The following is a 22,450-nucleotide window of genomic DNA, read 5'->3' as shown; positions in this document are numbered from 1 at the left end:
CTCACTTATTACTCATTATCATAACAGGATATTATCTCTTTAACAATTCTGCTTCTAATTATATCGTTTTTAGAAAACTCTGTAATAGATAAAGATTCAATATCATGTAAAATTGAAAGTGCATGAACTAAACCACTTTCACTTTTCTTAGGTAAATCAATTTGAGTTATGTCACCAGTAATTATTGCTTGGCTACTCTCACTTAATCTAGTTAAAAACATCTTCATTTGGTTTTTAGTAGTATTTTGAGCTTCATCAAGAATAATTACAGCCTTATTAATACTTCTTCCTCTCATATATGCTAGAGGAGAAATTTCAATAGAACCATTTTCCTCAAGCTTCTTAATTTGTGCTGGAGTTAATAAATATTCCATAGAATCATATAAGGGCTTTAAATATGGATTTAACTTTTGAGATAGATCACCTGGTAAAAAGCCCAATGATTCACCTGCTTCTACTACAGGACGAGTAAGAACTATTTTTTGCTTTTTTCCTGTTAGTAATTGTGATAAAGCATGTGCAATTGCAAGAAAGGTCTTTCCTGTACCTGCAGGACCTACTGCAAAGCAGATTTGATTTAAATTAAGTAAATTTATAAATTCAGCTTGCTTAGGACTCTTTGGATAAACACTTTTAGAGCTAACATTTATACAGTTATCCTTCTTAGAAAAAGGCTTAATTAAGGAATCATCACAGTTCAATAGCTGATATTCCATAAAGATTTCACTTTCACTTAGCTCACACTCTCTTTGCTTTGCAACCTTTATTAATCTATCGATAAAATCAGAAAAGAAGGATGGCTTATCTGAAGAAATACTATTGCCTCTAACAAATATCTCACTACCTAATAGGATTTCAAGATAACTAACATTTCTATCATTAATTCCTAAAACCCATGACATTGTTTGACTATCATCAAAATATACACTTTGCATTATTTTTTACCATAAACAGTGGATGTAGCTTCCCATTCACCTAAAGAAGATTGCTTATAGTTTTCATCAATCTTTAGATCAGGTATTGTCTTCCATTTCAAAAAGATAGATACCGTTGGAATCCATTCATATCCTGCTTGAGATGATACAATAGATGCTGAATATTTACAATAAAGATTCCAATCTGTCATATAGTGAACAAGCTCTATACTTAAGCTATCCATTGTAAAGCCTGTGTTATATCTACCATTAGATAAGAAATCAAAGGAGTTCTTTAAATCCTGCCATATTAAGGAGAAATTCAAATTATCTTTATCATCGTAATACTTATAGAATGAATTATTTGTAGTCTTAACAGAGAGATTGATTGCTAAGAACTCTTGAATCTTAAAATTAAGTGAGAAGGTTAAAGATAAGTTAGTTGCATAGTGATTTTCAAATGCATAATGGAATTTACTATCTATAGCAAATTGCGTAAGAATTCTATTGTGCCAAGAATACATCGTATTTGTTTTTATTTTTGAAGATAAATCAAAGCTAGTATGAGAATACTTTTTATCGATATAGCTTCCTGAATAAGATAAGGTTAAATATGGAGATACAAGAGTAGTTGTAAGCTCATCAATTGAATTATATATACCATTATTTTCATAAACATATTTTATGTATTCAGTTAAAGAATATTTTTTATCCTCAGTTCTTAACGAAATCGATGAATTAAAGCTTAATGGCTTAAAGAAATCTGCTTTATCATAAATACTGCTTTTATATGTTAAGCTTAACGAATATGTAAAGTACTTTGATAAATACCCAATAGAAAGCTTAATATCATCACTCTTTATTATTTCATCCTGCTGCTTAAAATACCAAGAAAATGAAAGAGTAAAGTCATAAAGCTTATATGATAATCCAGCAGTAATAGCTTGTGTTAATGGTTTTAAGGTATATTTTAATGATGGATTAATTATACCGATGCTTAAATCATAGGACTTAGAAAAAGAAATAGAGTGTGCTTTAATATTATCTTTATCAAAGGCCCAATAGGTTTGCTTCTCACTATATTTTTCATCCAGCTTAATAGCTTCCTGCTTATATAAATAGCTATTTAAATTATAAGTTATTCCTATAAATGGAAGAGATAGTGTTGTATCACTTCTAAAGGTTAAATTATCCTTTGTCTCTTTTTTAACTTCATCAAAGGTATGAATATATTCAGGTGTAATAATTTGTGTAAAGCTAAAGGTATTTTTTATATTTCCCTGTAGTGTAATCTTTCCAGAAATATTATTTTTTAAAATTTCATTGATTAGCTTTTTTTGTTTTTCATCTCTATCAAAGCTATTATTTAATTCCTCATTTATAGAATATTTTAATGATAATGAGCTTTGCTTACTATTTGTTTTCGAACTACTTTTACTTTCATACATATTTGAAAGCAAAGGATCTGATAAAATAAAATAATCAGAAAAGGCTATTTCCTTATCCTTTTCCTCCTTATTTTCTTTTACACTCTCTGAAAATGAAAAGATTGTTCCTGAAATATTTGCGGTGATGTTTGGTAAATAAATATCTTCAATTAAATATTTTTGCTCACTTATTGAATAATTATATTTACCCTTCAGCTCTAGCTTAGAAATGCTTGCACTATCAATAAATGAAGGCTTTAGCTTTCTTGGAAGAGAAAGAGATGAGTTTAAAACCATTTCATAAGAAGTAATTGTTGAGCTTTCTTCTGGGAACTTTTGAGCTGCACCTAAAAAGCTATCAATTGAGAAGCTAGTTAAACGGCTACTATATTTTTTATTAACCTCAGGATCACTATAAAAAGGAATTTTAGCATTTAGCTTTAAATCTGTAAAATTAAGTGAAATTTCGCTATTAGAGTAATATCTTAATTCTTTATTATATATGTTATTATTAGGATTAGAGTAAGCTAAACCACTCTTTGATAGTATTTTAAATTTATCACTTTTAATAAGAAGATCATACCCTAGATGCAACCCATATTTTTCATATGCATCAAACAAAAGAGTAAAATAATTTCCATTCTTCTTTACCCATTTATCAAAGCTACTTTCCTCTTTATCACTTTTATCATAATAAAGCCCATTAGATACTAGGTTCTTGCTATCCTCACTTTTTAGTAATGATGCAAATGATGATTCCTCACTATCCTCTGTAAAGCTTGGATAAGTACCAAAAAGCTCAATTGTAGCTGATGCAAATAAGCCTCTTGCTGAATTAAAGCCAAATGCAGGATTTAGAGCTAATCTAGAGCCTGGATAGAAAAAGAATGGTAAATATATTATTGGAACTCTTCCTATTTTAAGATAAGCATTTGATAAGAACATATCACCACCATCTAAAATAGCTATTTCCTTTGCACTAATTGTTGATAATGATTTTTCTTTATCTGTTGTAATAGAGCCATCTGTAAAAAAAAGTCCAGAGTCCTTATTTCTATAATTTAAAATATCAGCAGATGTACTAAAGACAATTTTTTCATCCTCATTATTTTTTCTTTCACTTTCTGTAGAACCACCAGTTACTATTAAGTCACCAGCTGAGTATGAATATGTTACTACATCAGCAGTTATTTCAGATAACCCACTCTTACTGTCCTTATCCTCAAATTTTACATTTGAGTATGCAGTTACACTCTTTACATTTGGGTCTACTATCATTTTATTTGCTGATAGTATCTTAGGTGAATCCTGCTCTGAGAAAGAAAATGAAACCTTAACATCACCTTCAAGTAATATATTATTATTTGAAAGAATAGACATAGAATTAGCAGAAAGAATTTCCATATTGTATTCATTAGCTTTTTCTTCCTGCTTTTCTTCTTCTTTTAATTCTAAGCCTTCATAATTTAATAATAGCTGCTTTATCTCATCATCACTTTTATCTTGAACATCAAGCTTTCTTAACTCAGCCATCATTAATAATTCTTGGTGAGATGCACTAATAATAGCTTCAACATTAATTGAAGCTGAAAAAAGATTAATTAATATAAAGGCTGTGAGAATAATCACAGCTAGAAATCTTTTTCTATTAGTTCGCAAGATATCTCCTTAAGAATTGTCCTGTATAGCTTTCTTCTACCTTTGCAACCTCTTCAGGGGTGCCTTCTGCGATAATCCTACCACCCTCATCACCACCCTCAGGTCCTAAATCTATTATATAGTCAGCACACTTAATTACATCAAGATTATGCTCAATTAAAATTACACTATTTCCTTGATCAACTAGAGAATTAATTACCTCCATTAATTTCTTAACATCGGCAAAGTGTAAGCCTGTAGTTGGTTCATCAAGTACATAGAGTGTTTTACCTGTACTTCTTTTACTTAATTCAAGTGAAAGCTTTACTCTTTGAGCCTCACCTCCAGAGAGTGTTAATGCGCTTTGACCAAGATGGATGTAATCAAGACCAACAGACATAAGTGTCTCTAATTTATTTTTTATAGCTGGAATTGCATTAAAAAACTCATAGGCTTCACTTACTGTCATATCAAGGACATCTGAAATATTCTTACCTTTATATTGAACCTGAAGAGTTTCCTTATTGTATCTCTTTCCATGACATACATCACAAGGCACATATACATCTGGTAAAAAGTGCATCTCGATCTTTATAGTTCCATCACCCTGACAATTTTCACATCTACCACCAGGCACATTAAAGCTAAATCTTCCACTCTTAAAGCCTCTTGCCTTTGATTCAGGTAGAGATGCAAATAAATCTCTAATTGAAGTATAAAGCCCGACATAGGTAGCAGGGTTACTTCTAGGGGTTCGCCCTATTGGACTTTGGTCGATATTAATTACCTTATCAATATTAGAAAAGCCCTCTAATGGTCCACAGCCATCAATGTTTTTATCCTTCTTTTTATCAAGATGAGCCTTAATAGAAGGAATTAATAATTCATTTAAGAGTGTAGATTTACCACTTCCAGAAACACCAGTTAAAATAACAAGCTTTCCAAGTGGAATGTGAGCTGTAATATTTTTAAGATTATTCATAGTACAATCGTGTAGTACTAATTCTTTTCCATTACCTTCTCTACGTACAGCAGGAACTGGTATTGTTAATCTTTTAGATAGAAAAGCACCTGTAATACTCTTTTCATTTTTTTCAATTTCCTCAGGTGTTCCCTTAGCTATTACCTCTCCTCCATGCTCACCTGCACCTGGTCCTAAATCAACAACGTAATCTGCAGCTCTAATTGTATCCTCATCATGCTCTACAACTATAACTGTGTTACCTAATTCCTTAAGCTCCTTAAGAGTATTTATAAGCTTTTCATTATCTCTTTGGTGTAACCCAATTGATGGTTCATCAAGTACATACATAACACCAGTGAGCGCAGATCCAATTTGTGTCGCAAGTCTAATTCTCTGAGCTTCTCCACCAGATAGTGTTGCACTAGCTCTTGATAATGTAAGATAATTTAGTCCTACATTCTTTAAGAAGTTTAATCTTGCTTTTATCTCTTTAAGTATTTCCTTTGAAATCTTAATTTCTGTTTCAGTTAAATTTAAATTATTAAAAAACTCTAATGATTCCTTAACACTTAAAGAGGTAACCTCCCAAATATTTTTACCACCAATTAAAATATTAAGAGCTTCCTTTCTTAAGCGCTGACCATTACAATCAGGGCATAAACGAGTTTCTTTTAGTGTATCAAGCCATGAACGAATATATATTGATTGAGTCTCATAATATCTTCTATCAAGCTCTTTAATAATTCCCGGATATTGCTCATTCATATGGTACTTAGTTGTCTTCTTACCATTTTCGTACTCAACATCTAGAACCTTTCCACCACCATATAGCAGAACCTTTTTTGCCTCCTTAGGCCAATCCTGGAGAGGAAGATCTAATGAAAAGTTATATGCCTTCGCTAAGGCTTTGATATATGAGCCACTAAAATTTTGAGTTGGACTATGTGTAACTATACCACCCTCATTGTAGCTTTTTGTAGGGTCAGGAATAATTTTCTTTATATCAAATTCACTTTTAAAGCCAAGACCATTACAGCTAGGGCAAGCTCCATAGGGATTATTAAAGGAGAAAAATCTTGGTTCAACTTCTGGAATAGTAATACCACAATCAGGACAGGAGTTTTTCTCACTATATAACTCCTTCTTACCCTCAGTTACATACTCAACCTCTACAAGTCCATCAGACATATCTGTTGCACTTTCAATTGCATCTGCAAGTCTTGCTCGATCTTCCTTTCTATTTAGTAATCTATCAATCACAACAGAAATTGAATGCTTAAATTGTTTATCAAGAGATGGAATTTCATCCTCAAGCATAAACATCTTCCCATCAACTATACACCTTGTATATCCAGCCTGAAGTGCATCATCAAATACCTTCTTAAACTCTCCTTTTTTTCCTCTTGCAACAGGAGATGATATTATCAAACGCCCACCCTCTTGGTGTGAAAAAATAATATCAATAATTTGGTCAACAGACATTTCAGATATTTCTTTTCCACAAATTGGACAGTGAACATGTCCACAGCGTGCCCATAGGAGTCTATAGTAATCATATATTTCTGTAATAGTACCAACTATTGATCTAGGGTTTTTATGAGTAGATTTCTGCTCAATTGCTATAGCAGGACTTAAGCCCTCTATTGTATCAACATTTGGCTTATCTAGACGACCTAAGAACTGTCTTGCATATGCAGATAAAGACTCTACATATCTTCTTTGACCTTCAGCAAATATAGTATCAAACGCAAGAGAGGATTTACCCGATCCTGATAAACCACTCATAACTATCAATTTATTTTTAGGCAAATTTATATCTATATTTTTTAAATTGTGCTGCTTAGCACCCCTAATTATTATTTCATCATTCATAATTCTTCAATTAAATCAAATAACACCTTTTCTGCATCATCAAAAGTTACTTTCTTAAATAGTTCACCATTTCTATATATAAATGTACTGTTACCAATTCCAGTTATTGCAACATCTGCATTTTTTGCTTCTCCAGGTCCATTAACCTGGCAACCCATAATTGCAACAGTTATATCCTTGTTTAAAGATAGTAATCTATTTTCTATTTTATTTAAGAACCCTTGTGAGTCAAAGGAATGACGACCACAGCGAGGACAGGAAACAATTCTTACTCCACCCTTTCTTAAGCCTAGCGTCCTTAATATTTCAACTGCTGCTTGAACCTCTGCTTCTATACTACCAGTAATCGAAACTCTAATAGTGTCTCCAATTCCTTCCTTTAAAAGATTACCTAATGCCCAAGTTGATCTTATACAGGAGGTTACAATACCACCAGCCTCTGTAACCCCTATATGTATTGGGTAATCACACATTTTAGAAAGCTTTCTATTTGCTTCAAGTGTTATTTCAGGATCTGATGCCTTAAGAGATATTACACTATTATCAAAGCCCCAAGCTTCAAACCAGGATAAATACTCAAGAGCTGTATCAACCATTAATGTTGGAGTATCAAGATTCTTATCATTATGAGGTAAGGATCCACTATTTAATCCAATTCTTACTGCCGCATTATAATCCTTAGCAGCCTTTATTACCTCTTCACTTTTCCATTTAGGGCCAATATTACCTGGATTAATTCTAATTTTAGGAGCTCCACATTTTAAAGCCTCTATAGCAAGCTTATAGTCAAAATGAATATCTGCAACAATAGGGATTGGTGAAAGCTGACATATTTTAGTAAAGTTATCTTTATCCTTTGATGATACATAGCTAAATCGAATAATATCACATCCCATTGCAGCTAGAAGCTTTATTCTTCTTATAACCTCATCAACATCTGTATCACAAATTTGGCTATCATACATGGTTTGAACTCTTATTGGATTATTACCACCAATAGATAAGTCCTTTATCATTGCAACCCTTTTACTAAACATACCTACTCCAAAACAAACTTAATAGTTTTACCACAGTTTTTTGTTAAATACTTTTCACCAGGAAGAAATAGAGCAAATTCACCTTCCTTTAATATAATAACTGCAGTTGTATCTCTTGAATTTTTAACCTCTCTCCAGGTAGTAGCAAGCTTACAGCTACCCTCCTTTGAAATGATTAAGGTAGATTTCTTACTATCACTATGAAAGGCATTCATATCTTCACACTCTGAATATAGATATGATTTATAATCCTTCAAAGCAGGAAGTATAGCTTCATATTTTTGAATGTTTTTTAATTCATCAACAACCATGATCAAAATAATAGCATAATAAAAAAATTATATCCTTACCCTATTAAAAAAATATTTAAATATCTATTGACTCAAATATAGTACATTACTATGATGGTTAATTAGTTAAGTAACTAACCAATAAAGGAGGATTATGAACTATAAGTTTTCAAGTGATAGACCAATATTTATTCAGCTTGCTGAGTTTTTAGAAAATGACATCCTTAATGGAATTTTCCAAGAGGAAAAGCCAATTCCATCTACAACTGAATTATCTGTTGTCCTCAAGCTAAACCCTGCAACTACCCTTAAGGGTGTTAATCTATTAGTTGAGCAAGGTCTAGTTGAGAAGAAAAGAGGTATCGGAATGTTTGTGGTACCAGGTGCGGTTGAAAAAATACTTCAAAAAAAGCGCCAAGGCTTTATTGATGAATATATCAAGCCCTTAGTTAAGGAAGCAAAAAGCCTAAAGATTGAATGTGATGAACTAATATTAAGTATTAAGGAGAATTATTAATGATATTAACTTTAGATAATATAACAAAAAGCTACTCTAATATTAAAGCTTTAGATAGTGTTTCAACTAAGTTTGAAACAGGTCATATATATGGCTTACTAGGAAGAAATGGTGCTGGAAAAAGCACAATGATAAAAACACTTACAGGAAAGATATTTGCTGATGAAGGTACTATAGCTTTAGATGGTAAAGATCCAATCACCGATGAAGGTGCAAAAAGAAATATCTACTCTGTTGGTGAAGAAAACTACTTTGTCTCAGGTGAAAAGATTAAGAAAATATTTAAGGAATATGCTTATTACACAAATCGCAGCTTTGATGAAATGTGCATGCTTGCAGATAAATTTGAGTTAAATATAAATAAAAGCTGGGAAAAGCAGTCAACTGGATATAGAACTATTTTTAAGGATATCTTAGCTTTGACAGCTAGTGAAAGCTTCATATTCTTTGATGAGCCTATTTTAGGACTTGATGCAACTCACAGAGACCTATTCTACCAGCTAATGCTTGAAAAATTTAATTTAGATAAATGCTTTGTTATCTCAACACACTTAATTGAAGAGGTATCTAAGCTAATTGATAGTGTTAAGCTTATTCACCATGGAAAGCTTATCGTTGATGAAGAAAAGGAAGCTCTTTTAGCTAATTTACATAGAGTAAGCCTCAATTCTAATGAGAGTATAGACTTACAAAATATTGTAGTTTTAGAGGATAAAACCACACCACTTGGAAGAAGCATAATATATAAGGGAGAGCTAAATATTGAAGAGGACAGAATAAATAATGTCGATCTTCAAGAGTATTTTATCGCTGTTTGTAAATAAGGAGTAAAGTGATGAGTAAAAAGATAGATTTAATTTTTAAGGATCTTACATTTGGTGCATTAATAGCAATTCTTTGTGCAAATTGTGCAATGATATTATGTACATCCGGGATAAACTTTTTAGCAAAGCAAAGCATAAACGATTTATTAATTGTATTAACAATGATTCCATCTGTTTGTGTAGGTGTAATTGCAATTTATTATCTTGTTTGTGGTTGTCTTAGCTTGCAATATATAAGATTATTCATGAGCTTTGGAGGGTGTAGAATAAAAGCATCAATGAGATATGCATTAAGAGTTATTTGCTCAATAATAATTTCGATGCTAATTATATTGTTGACAAATTTTATTTATAGCTTATTTTACCCAGCTACTATTACAAGCTCTGATTTATTAATAATAAGCTTATCAAGCTCACTATTTTGCTTTGCAGTAGGCTGTTTCTTCTCATCTATTACTACCCTATTTAAGCCTTTTATCTCATTTATCGTAATTAGCTTAATATGTATATGCTACTTTATCTTTGTTGCTAACCTAGATAGTATTATTTCAACAACTGTCAATAAGGGAATTATAAACTTTGCTGAGCCGCTATTTGCAGTTGTTTCTTCTGTGATTTTTTATTTTGCTTCAACTATAATACTTCGATTAAAAAGAAGTGATATGAAGACAACTTCTATAAGCTAAAAATAAAAGCTACCAGTTTTTCTGGTAGCTTTTTAACGCTTAATTTATTATTAGCTATTAAGAAGGAGCATGCTGAATACGAGAGTAAAGAGAGCTACTGTTTCAACAATACCTACTACGATAAAGTAGTTAGCAGTACCCTTACCTGTTTCAGCTAATGCATCTGCTGAGCAAGCCGCAACCTTACCCTGTAAGAATGCAGATAAGCCAATAGCGAGACCACCAAATACACCAACACCAAGACACATAAGCATGTTACCTGTAGCCTGGAAAGCTGAATTGATGAAGTTCATTAACAAGAAGCCATAGATTGTCTGTGTAAGAGGAGCACCAGCGAATGCAACCATAATAAATGGAGCTGGCTTACCTTCTGAATAACATTTCTTCCATCCACCTACTGCTGACTGAGCTGCAAGACCAGCTCCAAGACCTGAACCAATAGCTGAAAAACAAAGAGCACAAACCATACCTACATAAGCTAAATTAGACATATAAATATCTCCTTTAAATACTTTTAATTATTTAATAGCCGTTTCCTTAAACGGATCATAGTTGTATCCAGTCCACTCCATACCGAGCTGATTGGAGAATTCGAGAAGATTGAGTCTTACGCCATGTACTACGACGCTGAGCAATCCCATTACTAGGTTTAATGCATGTCCAATTACAAGTACTAAAATACCTGCAGGAAGTGCAAAACCAGATAACATACCACCTGCCATCTCGTTGAAAGAATCAGCGATAGCAAGAGAAGCCATACCAACTGCAAAGAGTCTTATGTAGCTCATTACATTACCAAAACAGCTAATTGTGTTTAAGAATACTGTAAAGGCATCAGATAAGCTCTTTACTAATCCCTTAGAGAACTTTAGCCCAGGCTCCTGTTTTCCAAAGAGACATACTAGTACAAAGCCACATGCTACTCCACCAATAATTAAAGGGAAGTTAACCTTCTCATTAAGTACTAGGAATAGAACTAGCATGTATATTACTAATACATCGATAAGCCAACCAATATCTGCAATAAATGAAAGGTTCTTTGCTCTTATCTTACTTACTACATTTATTACACAAGCTAATCCAATTTGGCTTGCACCTAAGATAAAGCAGAACTTCATTACTGTGTTTTGTGCAAATACAGATGGAATTCCATATAACTCCTCTGAGAAGTTACAAATCGATGGAATTATAAATACCTTTAAGAATGGAAGTGCATTTATTACATTAACACTACCAAACCATGTACCAGTCAAAGCTCCCCATATTACCGTCGTGGCCCCTAGAACGTAGACTAGAATGACTACATCACTAGCCTTCTTACTTTTAATATGAATTAAAGCTGCAATAAGCAGGAATATTAATCCATATCCTGCATCACCAATAATCATGGCAAAGAATACAGAAAAATAAAGAAGGAAGTACAAAGAAATATCATATTCTCTGTAGCCAGGTACAGTACCAAGAATATCGTATAATGGTTTAATAATTCTTATTAAGCCCTTGTACTTAATCTTAGTTGGAGGGTTCTCATCATCCTTAATTTCATCTATTAAGTATGCATAACCATTTTTAGATGCAAAATCCTTAAATGAAGAAATATCATCCTGTGGAATATATCCATGCAAAAGAGTAATTACTTCAACATCCTCACATGTTGCATCAACCTTCTCAAACATTGAGTCTTGGCTTGAAAGCTTAATTTGCTTTTTGTAAGCATCAACATAGCAAGCCGAATTACTAAATGTTTCATTTATAAAGGAAAGTCTATTATTAAGCTCCTTTTCTCTATTAATTAATTGATTTAGAGAAACCTCACCTGGAATAAATTCATTAGCAGGAAATGCTTTATCTAAAGGCTTTCCAATAACTGCTATAGCATTCATTGAATTAACCTCTTTTAATGAGATAAAGCTTACATTTTCATCTGCCTTTAAGCTTTCCTTTTCCTTTTTTCCTAAGGTGTAGAAATATAGCTTAACACCATTTGATGTGAGATAATTTAAATCACTTAAATCAATATCACCCCATGGCTCAAGCTCAGAGCGAAGCATTGAGAGTCTTCTAAGCTCCTCTACATCCTGTCCCTTTTCAACTAAAAGCTCCTTTAAGTTATTATTTAGCTCTTTAAACTCTTTATCACTTAAGGACTTTTGCTCAAGGTTCTTTTGCTTTGATCCAATTTCCTTAATCGCCGATAGGATGTTCATCATTTGTGTGATATCACGGTCGATGACATCTGAAGCCTCACAGCTCTTTTTAAGGGAAGAAACATGCATTAACCCGAGTTTTCTTAAGCTCTTTAGCATCTCTTTCTTTTCAGAAACAGGTGCTGCAAGAGTTACACTTAGCATACCCTCTATCATGCAATATCCTCCTTCGTAAGCTTCTTTTTAGCGATCTTTCCTCTAACGACAGCAGAGGTCTGCTGATCACCGAGATAAATACCAATTCTTCTGATATTCTCTTTTGCTTCAGGTATTTTAACCTTTTCAAAGAGATTAACACGCTGACTTGTAGTTCTTAGCTCTTTATTAAGCAAATCAATTTGTTCTTGAAGAGTTTTAACTCTTGCATCATAAACACTTGCCTTTTTAAGAGCCTCAATACCACTATCGACCCAAAGTGGATACTCAAAAAGAGAATAAGAAATATCCTTGAAGGTCAAATCCTCAAATACAGGAATTTCAACACCTGCGATGTTTCCCTTACCCTTTTTTATAGTATCAATCTTTACTAGGTTATCTAAAGTATGGAGAGAATCAAAAGAACTGTTTTCACCGAAGACAGCAATCCAGTTTTGGAGAGATGAAATTAGCTTTTGCTGAGCTAATCTATACTCTTCAATTTCACCTTCAATTTGTCTAATGACAGTTTGAAGCTGCTGCTTTTTTAATTGCAGAGTAGGAAGATAACGATTAAATTGCTTAAGCGCATCTTTCTGCTTCTTCTGTTCATTCTTTGTCAGTTTTACAGCCATTAATATAACTCCTTATTTAGGCCAATATTTACTGATTAAGTCAGACTTAAGTCCGGTCTCATTCTTCTCGAAGCATTCAGCTAGGATTTCCCAACCAAGGTCTAATGCTTCTTCAAGTGGAATATTTACAGAAAGGTCCATGAGCTTTGATTCAAATAATGAACCATACTTCAAAAGCTTTTCATCCCATTCACTCATTAAGAATCCCATTGCCTTCTTTTCAACAGATTCCTTATAGGCTGCATAGAGCTTAATCATAGCATCCATCAATGCTCTATGATCATCTCTTGTATCCTTATTAACCTGCTGCTTAAGACGACTTAAGGAACCAAATGGCTCGATGTGACCACCTCTTAGGTAGTACTGTCCCTCTGTAATATATCCAGTGTTATCAGGTACTGGGTGGGTAACATCATCACCTGGCATAGTTGTTACACCAAGAATAGTTACAGAACCAGCTCCATCAAAGTCTACAGCCTTCTCATAGCGTGCTGCGAGGTTTGAATAAAGATCACCAGGATAACCTCTGTTAGAAGGTACCTGATCCATAGTAATAGCCATTTCCTTAAGTGAGTCACAGTAGTTAGTCATATCTGTTAAGAGGACTAATACCTTCTTACCCTTAAGTGCGAATTGCTCTGCAACTGCTAAAGCCATATCAGGAACAAGAGTACACTCTACTGTTGGGTCTGAAGCTGTATGAATGAACATAATAGTTCTACTCATAGCACCACTCTTCTCTAGTGTTTCCTTAAAGAATAGATAGTCATCATACTTTAATCCCATACCACCAAGTACGATCATATCGACCTCTGCCTGCATTGCAATTCTAGCAAGTAGCTGGTTATATGGTTCACCAGATATTGAGAAGATAGGAAGCTTTTGTGATTCAACTAGAGTATTAAAAACATCGATCATTGGAATACCAGTTCTAATCATGTTTTTAGGGATAATTCTCTTAGCAGGGTTAACAGATGGACCACCGATTTCGATCATGTTCTCATTTAATGCTGGCCCCTTATCTCTTGGCTCTCCAGAACCGTTGAAGATTCTTCCTAAGAGGTTATCTGAGAAGCTAACTCTCATTGGAACGCCTAAGAAACGAACACTATCACCAGTACTAATTCCCTGAGCACCACTAAATACCTGTAAGGATACTAAATCGTGGTCTAGCTTAATAACGTTAGCATAGCTAATTCCTGATTTTGTAGTAACTTCTGCAAGGTCCTGGTTCTTAACACCAGTTGCTCGAACAGTAATAACGTTACCTACAATTGATTCAATCTTTGTATATACTTTCTGCATAACTAGCCTCTAACTTTTTCCTTATAAAGGGTGATTAGCTCATCCTTTCTACTACTATATGCCTTATCATCCTGAGCAGTACCATTCCAGTCTAAGAATGCCTGTCTAACTCTATTGAAGAAAAGTCTTACATCCTTTTTATCATCGAGTGCAAAGTTGCTCATAAGAATATCATAAAGCACATCAAAGGTTTCAACCTGACGCTCTACAACAACTGCAGCATCAACAGGATCAAATGAGTTCTGCTGTAGGTATACACTATCAAGAAGCTCACCCTTTTGATAAATAATGTAGTCCTCAAGAGAAGTACCCTCTTCACCTACAACCTTCATCATTTGGTTAACCTCATTACCGCGTAATAAGATGCTATAAGCCTTTGAAACCTTATCAGCTGGTAATACACCCTCATATTTTGACCAAGATTCAAGTGGATCAATTGCAGGATACTTTCTTGCATCAGATCTTTCACGAGAAAGTCCGTGGAAGGCTCCTACTACCTTTAATGTTGCCTGTGTTACTGGCTCTTCGAAGTTACCACCTGCAGGAGATACTGTACCACCAATAGTTACAGATGCAGTTGTACCATCCTTTAATCTTACCTTACCTGCTCTTTCATAGAACTCTGCAATCTTAGATTCAAGGTAAGCTGGGAAAGCCTCTTCACCTGGGATTTCCTCAAGTCTTCCACTCATCTCTCTCATGGCCTGTGCCCAACGAGAGGTTGAGTCAGCAAGAAGAAGAACATCAAGTCCCATGTTTCTATAGTATTCAGCAAGAGTAACTGCTGTATATACAGAAGCTTCACGAGCAGCAACTGGCATTGAAGAGGTATTACAAATAATAATAGTTCTTTCCATAAGGCTTCGACCTGTCTTTGGGTCTATTAGCTCTGGGAACTCCTTAAGAACCTCTACTACCTCACCTGCACGTTCACCACATGCTGCGATAATTACGATATCAACATCTGCATTCTTACTAGTTAAGTGCTGTAATACTGTTTTACCTGCACCGAAAGGTCCTGGAATACAATATGTACCACCCTTAGCAACTGGAAGGAATGTGTCGATAAGTCTAATCTTAGTAACCATTGTTTCATCTGGTCTAAGTCTTTCCTCATAGCATTTAATAGCCTTCTTAACAGGCCATTCAAATACCATTGAAAGGTCCTTCTTTACGCCATTTTCATTTTCAATTGTTGCAATAGTACTTCTTACGTTGTAGTTTCCACTCTTTACAATAGATACAACCTTCCACTCACCTAAAAGATCAAATGGAACCATAATCTTATGAGTGAATACGCCCTCAGGTACTGTACCTAAAGTATCACCTGCAACTACTGTATCACCAACCTTACAAACTGGAGTAAAATCCCAATTCTTATCTGGAATAGCAGTTAAATATACACCGCGCTGTAAGAAGAAGCCACATTCTTCTGCTAACTGTGGGAGTGGATTCTGTAGACCATCATAAATCTGTGTTAAGAGTCCTGGACCAAGCTCTGCAGAAAGTAGCTCACCTGTAAACTCTACCTCATCACCAACAGCAACCCCACCTGTCATCTCATATACCTGAAGGGAAGCTATATTTGAGTTAATTCTGATTACTTCACTCTTTAAACGAGTATTTCCAAGAATAATATATCCTACTTCGTTCTTTGTGATAGCACCAGTAAACTCAACATTAACCATGTTGCCGTTAACAGATACAACATGTCCTTTGTTATTACCCATATTTCTACCTCTAGCGGAATATTTCCTCTTTCAATGTGCCAAAGAGCTTTGAGAACTCCTCATTACCCTTTTCCAACGTAAAGACGGATAGTCGTTTAAGGATTTGTAATCTAAGCGCATAACTAATTAAAAAGGTTAAATCAAAATAATGTCCAAGACCTATTTCCTTTTCTAAAAAATCCCAGTAAAGCTTAAGTATTAGCTTTTCACTTTCTAATGGATTATTTGAATAAACAGCCTTTTTAACTACTTCTCTTATGCGGTTTTCTTTTTCTCCCTTATTGACATATTCATCGTCATTAAGTCCTAGCTTCTTTGCTCTCTCATCTATGAGTGCGCTATCAACCATAGATCTAAAGTGAGAAAACTCCTTTATAAAATGATTTCCCTTTACCTCATCACTACCATTTAATGTTGCATGAGACAAAATCTCATAATCCTTCTTTGATAAATATCCCTTACAAAGCTTGAGGAAATCATCCAAACTCATATATTCATTCATATCACTTTTTAGAGCTGGAAGTGTTGGTACTAGATAGTAATAATTACCCATAAGCTGTCCTATCAGCCAATAAGCTCTCTTAATCTCTCAGAAAGATATGGCTTAACAAGAAGAGCACACTCACTTGCAGACATATCGATATATCCTGAACCATCATTGCTTGAAAGCTTGATTCCTGAAAGTACACCCTTACTTTCCTTTAGGAAATCCTTCTGCTTTACTAGCTTTGCAACCTCACTGCTAAGAGCCTTGACTACATCGTCCTTTAAGCCCTCAGGAATCTCTGCTGTAACTCCGTTTAAATCAGCGTTTACAGCTTGAGTAATTAATTGTGCTAATAAAGAAGCATCCATAGCCTTCTTACAATCATCTACGAGAATCTTGTTAAAAAGGGCTTCAACACTTTGTTTTAAAGATAATGTAACATCTCTACCAGCTTGAACGATCTGAGCTTTTGCACTTTCAGCTTCTAACTTTGCACTGTTTTTTGCATCTTGAATAATCTTATAACCTTCAGCCTTTGCCTTTTTGATAATTTCTTCAGCCTCTGCTTTAGCAGATGCAAGGATCTCAGCACTCTGTTTTTTAGCTTCTTCTATACCTTCTTTTTTGATAGAAGCAACCAAATCCTGAATCTGTTGTTCCATTTTTGTCCACCTTAATTTTAATAATAGATCAAAAAAATCTCATTATTTATGATAATATAAATAAAACTGAAAGGAAACTGAAAAAATAATAACTTTGTGTTTCATTTTTTGGAGATTGTATGAATGATTATCTAATTGGAAAGAAAGAAATGGGAATATTTAGAATCTACAACCTAAAGACAGATAAATCCTATTTTGGAATTACTAAGGATATAATAAAAACACGTGCAGAGCAAAGGTTCATGCTCGATCTAGGAGCTCATCCAAATCATGAGCTTCAAAAGGATTACACAGCTACAGGTTTAGAGCTATTTGTAATTGATTTAGTGAGTAAATGTGAAAAGGAGGACATGCTAAATGCCCTCCTTGAAGAAACTATTAAAGCCTTTACAGATAAAGGAATTACTCTTTATCAAGCTTAATTAACTCTCTTACACCCTCAATTGCGACTCTAATTGCATTAGTCGTATCATGAAGCTTTGGGTTATCCATACCCAAGGCCTCTCTTTCTTGGTTACCAACTACGAAGAATTCAGAGCCACATCTAGCTCCTAGTCTTGCTGCTACTGTAAATAGTGCTGCTGACTCCATTTCAGATGCTAAAACACCAAGGCGCTTCCAGGCTTCCCATTTATTCTTAAGCTCATAGCTAACAGGCATAATATCTGGGTCATGCTGACCATAGAAGCTATCCTTACATTGAACAACTCCCATATGGTGTCTTAAGCCAAGCTTTTTGGCTGCAGTTCTTAAAGCTAATGCTACATCAAAATCTGCAACTGCTGGAAATTCAATTGGAGCATATTCACGGCTTGTTCCTTCCATTCTAACTGCACCAGTTGCAATAACAACATCTCCCCCAATTACAGGAAGAGCAATTCCTCCGCAGGTACCCATTCTAATAAATGTGTCAGCACCACACTTATAAAGCTCCTCCATTGCTATTGAAGCAGATGGACCACCAATACCGGTACTAGTAACACTAACCATCTCTCCATCAAGATATCCAGTATATGTGACATATTCTCTTGAATCTGCAATTAGCTTTGCATCATCTAAATACTTTGCAATTAAAGGAACTCTTTTAGGATCTCCAGGTAGGATAACATATCTACCAACATCACCCTTTTTAATATGTAAATGATATTGTATCCCAGTTCCATTCATGTAATCAGACATATAGCCTCCCAAAATTAGATATGAATAATTATACTGTAAGACTTATTAAAAGCAATTACATAATTTAAGTTGTTTGATTTGATGATGTTATGATATAATTTTGACAATCTTATTTAGGAGTGTCAAAATAAATGGATCAAAGATTACAACCTTTATTTACACCATGGAAAATTAATAAGCTTGAAATCAAAAACAGAATTGTATTAACAAGTATGGGTGGAACAGACCTATTTGGCTGGATGGAAAAGAATCACTTTGATAAAGCTGGTGCTGAGTTCATTATGAGAGTAGCTCAAAATAATGTAGGCTTAGTATTGCCTGGTTGTCAGCCAGTTTATAATCCTATGCTTGGCCAATGGCTTCATAAGAATAAAAAGATGTTTAATGATCTTAAGGCCTGGATGCCTGAATTTCATAAAACAGGAGCAAAGCTATTTGTACAGCTTACTGCTGGCTTTGGTAGATCCTTTACTATTTCTCCAATGATGGAGATGCTTTATACAAATAAGGTCTTAAATGTACTTTCAAAGCCAATAATGAATCTTGATAAGATAACAGCAACTGCTAGCCCTTCTCCAAATAGATGGTCTGATAAGGTTCCATCAAGAGAAATAACTAAAAAGGAAATTAAGGATATTATAGATTCCTTTGTTAAATCAGCTGTTTTATTAAAGGATGCTGGTGTTGATGGCGTTGAGATACATGCAGTACATGAAGGTTATCTCTTAGATCAATTTACACTTGGATATGTAAATAAGAGAACAGATGAATATGGCGGTTCATTTGAAAATAGATATCGCTTTGCAGTAGAAATTGTTCAAGGTATTAAAAAGGCTTGTGGAAAGGATTTCCCTGTTTCCTTAAGATACTCAATAGTTTCAAAAACTAAGGATTTTAGAAAAGGAGCACTCCCAGGAGAGGATTATAAAGAGGTTGGTAGAGATCTTAAAGAAAGTGAGAGAGCTATAAAGTACCTAACAGATGCAGGATACGATATGTTTAACTGCGATAATGGAACATATGATGCTTGGTATTGGGCTCACCCACCTATTTACATGCCTGAAAACTGTAATCTTGAGGATGCTATACATATTAAGAAATTTACTTCAGCTCCTATTGTTTGTGCCGGTAGATTAGACCCATATTTAGCAGCTGAGCAAATAGAGGCTGGAAAGCTAGATGGAGCTGGCTTTGCAAGAAGCTTCCTTGCAGACCAGGAGTGGGTTACTAAGCTAATTAATGATAAATCAGATGATATTAGACCTTGTATTTTGTGTCATAATGGATGCTTTAATATGTGTCACTATAAGGGAGTTGCTAATGACCAGGATTTATTTGACTCTCTTGGTCTTGCACGCTGTGCAGTTAATGCTGAAACTATGCAGTGGAATAAGCATAAGATAGTAAAGACAAATAAGTGTAAGGATGTCATCATAGTTGGTGGTGGTATTGGTGGAATGGAAGCAGCAAGAGTTCTTAAGCTGAGAGGCCACAACCCTATTATTTATGAAAAGTCATCAAAGCTTGGTGGAACATTTATTGCTGCATCTGCTGAAAGCTATAAGGGAAAGCTTAGAGATTTGCTTGCTTGGTACATTAGACAAATGGATAAGCTTAATATCGAAATTCATTTAAATAGTGAAATTAAGGATATTAGTAGCTTTAAGGGTAAGGATGTAATTATTGCAACAGGAGCTAAGCCAAGAAGATTAAATATCAAGGGAATTGATAAAACTATTGAGGCTTGTGAGTATTTATCTGGAAAAGAGGTAGGTAACACAGTTGCTGTAATAGGTGGTGGTCTTACTGGATGTGAAATTGCATATGAATTAATACTTCAAGGTAAAAATCCTATAATTGTTGAGATGAAGGATGATTTAATCTCTCAAAAGGGAGTATGTCTTGCAAACTCATCGTACCTAAGAGAGTACTTTGAGTTAAAGAAGACACCAGTTTATTTAGAAACTCTTCTAGATGAAGTAAAGGATAATTCAATAGTTATTAAGGATAAAAATGGAAACAAACAAGATATTGCTGTTGATTCAGTAATTATGAGTACTGGTTATATTCCTTCTCCAATAGCAAAGAAGAGCTCACATGTTCATCTTATTGGAGACTGTAATAAAGTTGGTAACCTTAGAACAGTTATTTGGAAAGCATATGAAACTGCAATGAAAATTTAAGATATATAATAAGACAGCTCGCATTGAGCTGTCTTTAATTTATCTCTCTACAATAACTGTTCCATCATCCTTTACAGTTATTGAATCACCACTTTGAACAAAGGATAAAAATTCATCTCCTAAGTTATCAATAGTAGGCATAGAATGGTCTGTCCAAACATCAGCAAGTATTGCACCTGCAGCAGCTAGTGAGTCAATTGGCTTACTAAAAAGCAAGCATGCAGCCTGTCTCTGCATTGATGCCGCACAATATAGAACTAAGCCACCAGTAGTAGAGCCAATTGTTTGAGGAAGGCATAGTGCTTTACCTGCCATTGGCTTGTTATATAAATCTGGATTATTCTGGTCTGAGCACTTTGCACTCTTATCACCAAACATTAATGAATGCTGATAGGAAGCAAGAGTATTAAAGCCACCATGAGAAACTAAGGCTTCAGCTTTTACATTACCCTTAACAACTACTCTACCCTTAAATTCTTTTTTCATAGTGCACCTCCAGTAATAGTGTCAAGTAATACATCCTCTCTCATAAACTTTGAGCTAGTATAGGTTCTTAGCTTATTAGAGCAGGTAATAACTGGCATCTTTCCACATTGAGGGTTATTCATATACATAAGTGGACAGATAGATGAGATAATTACTCCACTATCAACTAATACACTATACTCTCTACTCTTTTTAAACTCATTAACTACTCCAGGAGCAGCTGTCATTACTGTAGGAATAACAACCTTCTTATTACCCTTCTTCTTTAAGCTTTCTTCAATTTTATGAGCCCAATCATATAGCTGGTTAATAGATAGATGTGGACATCCAATAAACGCAAGCTTAGGCTTTGCATTTTTATCCTTCCAAATAATTGGATAGCTCTTTTCAACTCTTTCAAGCTCTGCATCATCAATGACATAGGTTTGATAGTTTTCAGCAAGCAATGCTCTCTTTTGCTTTGCTGCTTCAGGTGTTAAATTCTCAATATGATATAGACCTACTGCACCATTTGAAGCTGTAGCTGCACCAAAATCCTTAAGGTAGGATTTAGCATCATCAAGATCCTTAAAATATTGATCTAAGCCAACAACATATGGAACATCCTCCATTACCTTCATGCCAATAGCAGAACCAAGTAATTGAGCCTCAGGCTTAGCCTTTGTCTTAACCTCAATTAGCCAGGTAGCCTTTCTACCCTCATCTGTTAATAAACCAAAATATGGGACACAGCCAACTATTGAGCCAAAAAGATCGAAGATACCACTGTTTCTATTACATCTAGCACCTAATACACTATTAGCATATACAACAGCTGAGCTCTCTGCCCAGGAAAGAATATCCCCTTCTTTTGGAATATTACCAACCTCATCCATATAACAGGTACATGTATATCCATCGTCGCCAACGATACCGAGCTTCTTTAGCTGCTCATCGTAATCCTTTTGCTTTGAGTACATAACCTTAAAGAAGATTTCCTGTAAAAAGTTCTTTGGAACATTTGGATCTAGTGGCTTTGGATCAACTGTAAACTTTTGTGTTGAAATTGCATTGCTTTCAATTAGCTTATCCATCAGCTCATAAACTGGCTTCATAACAGATAAACCAAAGCTAGTAACTAAGTGCCCCTTATCAGAGGTGATATCAGCCATTCTTGTAGCGCCAAAGGCTTCACCATACATGACAAGAGTCTTCATGATTTTAGCCTTTACTTCGCCCTCTTTACCGTCATAGATATTTTGCTGTCTTTGTGTAAGTTGCATTTGAATCCTC

The 22,450-nt window shown here is 34.5% G+C and carries 20 protein-coding genes; 5 read left to right on the top strand and 15 right to left on the bottom strand.

Annotation, left to right across the window (positions count from 1 at the left end; all coding sequences use genetic code 11):
• Window positions 1-8: 8 nt before the first annotated feature.
• Genes FYJ80_RS04245 through FYJ80_RS04225 form a run of 5 tightly spaced genes read right to left on the bottom strand, consistent with a single transcriptional unit; the run spans window position 9 to window position 8,163 of the window.
• A complete protein-coding gene (locus FYJ80_RS04245; RefSeq protein ID WP_154424946.1) occupies window positions 9-935 on the bottom strand; it encodes a PhoH family protein in 927 nt (308 codons plus the stop codon).
• Window positions 935-4,000 carry an LPS-assembly protein LptD gene (locus FYJ80_RS04240; protein ID WP_154424945.1) on the bottom strand — a complete coding sequence of 1,022 codons (3,066 nt, stop codon included), beginning with the start codon at window positions 3,998-4,000 and terminating at the stop codon, window positions 935-937. The genes FYJ80_RS04245 and FYJ80_RS04240 overlap by 1 nt, the downstream gene beginning before the upstream one ends.
• A complete protein-coding gene (gene uvrA / locus FYJ80_RS04235; RefSeq protein ID WP_154424943.1) occupies window positions 3,990-6,815 on the bottom strand; it encodes an excinuclease ABC subunit UvrA in 2,826 nt (941 codons plus the stop codon). Before uvrA ends, FYJ80_RS04240 begins: the two co-directional genes overlap by 11 nt.
• A complete protein-coding gene (gene ispG / locus FYJ80_RS04230) occupies window positions 6,812-7,852 on the bottom strand; it encodes a flavodoxin-dependent (E)-4-hydroxy-3-methylbut-2-enyl-diphosphate synthase (RefSeq protein WP_154424941.1) in 1,041 nt (346 codons plus the stop codon). Before ispG ends, uvrA begins: the two co-directional genes overlap by 4 nt.
• Before the next feature lie 2 nt (window positions 7,853-7,854).
• Entirely contained in the window at window positions 7,855-8,163 is a 309-nt protein-coding gene (locus FYJ80_RS04225) for a hypothetical protein (RefSeq protein ID WP_154424939.1), read from the bottom strand.
• Window positions 8,164-8,296: 133 nt separating this feature from the next.
• On the opposite strand from FYJ80_RS04225, the gene FYJ80_RS04220 reads away from it, so the two are divergent.
• The 3 genes from FYJ80_RS04220 to FYJ80_RS04210 are packed head-to-tail and all read left to right on the top strand — an operon-like array spanning window position 8,297 to window position 10,169.
• On the top strand, window positions 8,297-8,659 hold the full coding sequence (locus tag FYJ80_RS04220) for a GntR family transcriptional regulator (RefSeq protein ID WP_154424938.1): 363 nt from the start codon (window positions 8,297-8,299) through the stop codon (window positions 8,657-8,659).
• Window positions 8,659-9,483 (top strand): ATP-binding cassette domain-containing protein, encoded by an 825-nt coding sequence (locus tag FYJ80_RS04215; RefSeq protein WP_154424936.1) that lies wholly within the window; start codon window positions 8,659-8,661, stop codon window positions 9,481-9,483. Before FYJ80_RS04220 ends, FYJ80_RS04215 begins: the two co-directional genes overlap by 1 nt.
• 11 nt (window positions 9,484-9,494) lie before the next feature.
• Window positions 9,495-10,169 (top strand): hypothetical protein, encoded by a 675-nt coding sequence (locus FYJ80_RS04210; RefSeq protein WP_154424934.1) that lies wholly within the window; start codon window positions 9,495-9,497, stop codon window positions 10,167-10,169.
• A 50-nt stretch (window positions 10,170-10,219) separates the two neighbouring features.
• Here FYJ80_RS04210 and FYJ80_RS04205 read toward each other — a convergent pair whose 3' ends face one another.
• Genes FYJ80_RS04205 through FYJ80_RS04175 form a run of 7 tightly spaced genes read right to left on the bottom strand, consistent with a single transcriptional unit; the run spans window position 10,220 to window position 17,330 of the window.
• Window positions 10,220-10,660: a V-type ATP synthase subunit K gene (locus FYJ80_RS04205; protein ID WP_154424932.1), complete on the bottom strand. Its 441-nt coding sequence runs from the start codon at window positions 10,658-10,660 to the stop codon at window positions 10,220-10,222.
• Window positions 10,661-10,687: 27 nt separating this feature from the next.
• Window positions 10,688-12,532: a V-type ATP synthase subunit I gene (locus FYJ80_RS04200; RefSeq protein WP_154424930.1), complete on the bottom strand. Its 1,845-nt coding sequence runs from the start codon at window positions 12,530-12,532 to the stop codon at window positions 10,688-10,690.
• A complete protein-coding gene (locus tag FYJ80_RS04195; RefSeq protein ID WP_154424928.1) occupies window positions 12,529-13,146 on the bottom strand; it encodes a V-type ATP synthase subunit D in 618 nt (205 codons plus the stop codon). The genes FYJ80_RS04200 and FYJ80_RS04195 overlap by 4 nt, the downstream gene beginning before the upstream one ends.
• A gap of 12 nt (window positions 13,147-13,158) precedes the next feature.
• Window positions 13,159-14,451, bottom strand: coding sequence for a V-type ATP synthase subunit B (locus FYJ80_RS04190; RefSeq protein ID WP_154424927.1), 1,293 nt, complete (start codon window positions 14,449-14,451; stop codon window positions 13,159-13,161).
• Between the two features lie 2 nt (window positions 14,452-14,453).
• The gene (locus FYJ80_RS04185) at window positions 14,454-16,181 is read right to left on the bottom strand and encodes a V-type ATP synthase subunit A (protein WP_154424925.1); all 1,728 of its coding nucleotides are present in this window, start codon (window positions 16,179-16,181) and stop codon (window positions 14,454-14,456) included.
• Window positions 16,182-16,191: 10 nt separating this feature from the next.
• Window positions 16,192-16,734: a DUF2764 family protein gene (locus FYJ80_RS04180; RefSeq protein ID WP_154424923.1), complete on the bottom strand. Its 543-nt coding sequence runs from the start codon at window positions 16,732-16,734 to the stop codon at window positions 16,192-16,194.
• A gap of 11 nt (window positions 16,735-16,745) precedes the next feature.
• Entirely contained in the window at window positions 16,746-17,330 is a 585-nt protein-coding gene (locus tag FYJ80_RS04175; protein ID WP_154424921.1) for a hypothetical protein, read from the bottom strand.
• 119 nt (window positions 17,331-17,449) lie between these two features.
• On the opposite strand from FYJ80_RS04175, the gene FYJ80_RS04170 reads away from it, so the two are divergent.
• Window positions 17,450-17,752 (top strand): GIY-YIG nuclease family protein, encoded by a 303-nt coding sequence (locus FYJ80_RS04170; RefSeq protein WP_154424919.1) that lies wholly within the window; start codon window positions 17,450-17,452, stop codon window positions 17,750-17,752.
• Here FYJ80_RS04170 and udp read toward each other — a convergent pair.
• Window positions 17,733-18,509 carry a uridine phosphorylase gene (gene udp / locus FYJ80_RS04165; protein ID WP_154424918.1) on the bottom strand — a complete coding sequence of 259 codons (777 nt, stop codon included), beginning with the start codon at window positions 18,507-18,509 and terminating at the stop codon, window positions 17,733-17,735. The genes FYJ80_RS04170 and udp overlap by 20 nt on opposite strands.
• A 131-nt stretch (window positions 18,510-18,640) precedes the next feature.
• On the opposite strand from udp, the gene FYJ80_RS04160 reads away from it, so the two are divergent.
• Window positions 18,641-20,692 carry an oxidoreductase gene (locus tag FYJ80_RS04160; protein WP_154424916.1) on the top strand — a complete coding sequence of 684 codons (2,052 nt, stop codon included), beginning with the start codon at window positions 18,641-18,643 and terminating at the stop codon, window positions 20,690-20,692.
• A gap of 39 nt (window positions 20,693-20,731) precedes the next feature.
• Here the strand turns inward: FYJ80_RS04160 and FYJ80_RS04155 are convergent, their stop codons facing one another.
• Together FYJ80_RS04155 and FYJ80_RS04150 are read right to left on the bottom strand one after the other, a co-directional pair.
• Window positions 20,732-21,178, bottom strand: a complete 447-nt coding sequence (locus FYJ80_RS04155; protein WP_154424914.1) for an aconitase X swivel domain-containing protein — start codon at window positions 21,176-21,178, stop codon at window positions 20,732-20,734.
• Entirely contained in the window at window positions 21,175-22,440 is a 1,266-nt protein-coding gene (locus tag FYJ80_RS04150; protein ID WP_154424912.1) for an aconitase X, read from the bottom strand. The genes FYJ80_RS04155 and FYJ80_RS04150 overlap by 4 nt, the downstream gene beginning before the upstream one ends.
• Window positions 22,441-22,450: the final 10 nt, after the last annotated feature.

Origin of the sequence: Bullifex porci (genome assembly GCF_009695635.1) — a bacterium.
Lineage (GTDB): Bacteria > Spirochaetota > Spirochaetia > Sphaerochaetales > Sphaerochaetaceae > Bullifex > Bullifex porci.
This window is presented reverse-complemented; position numbering and strand designations above follow the sequence as displayed.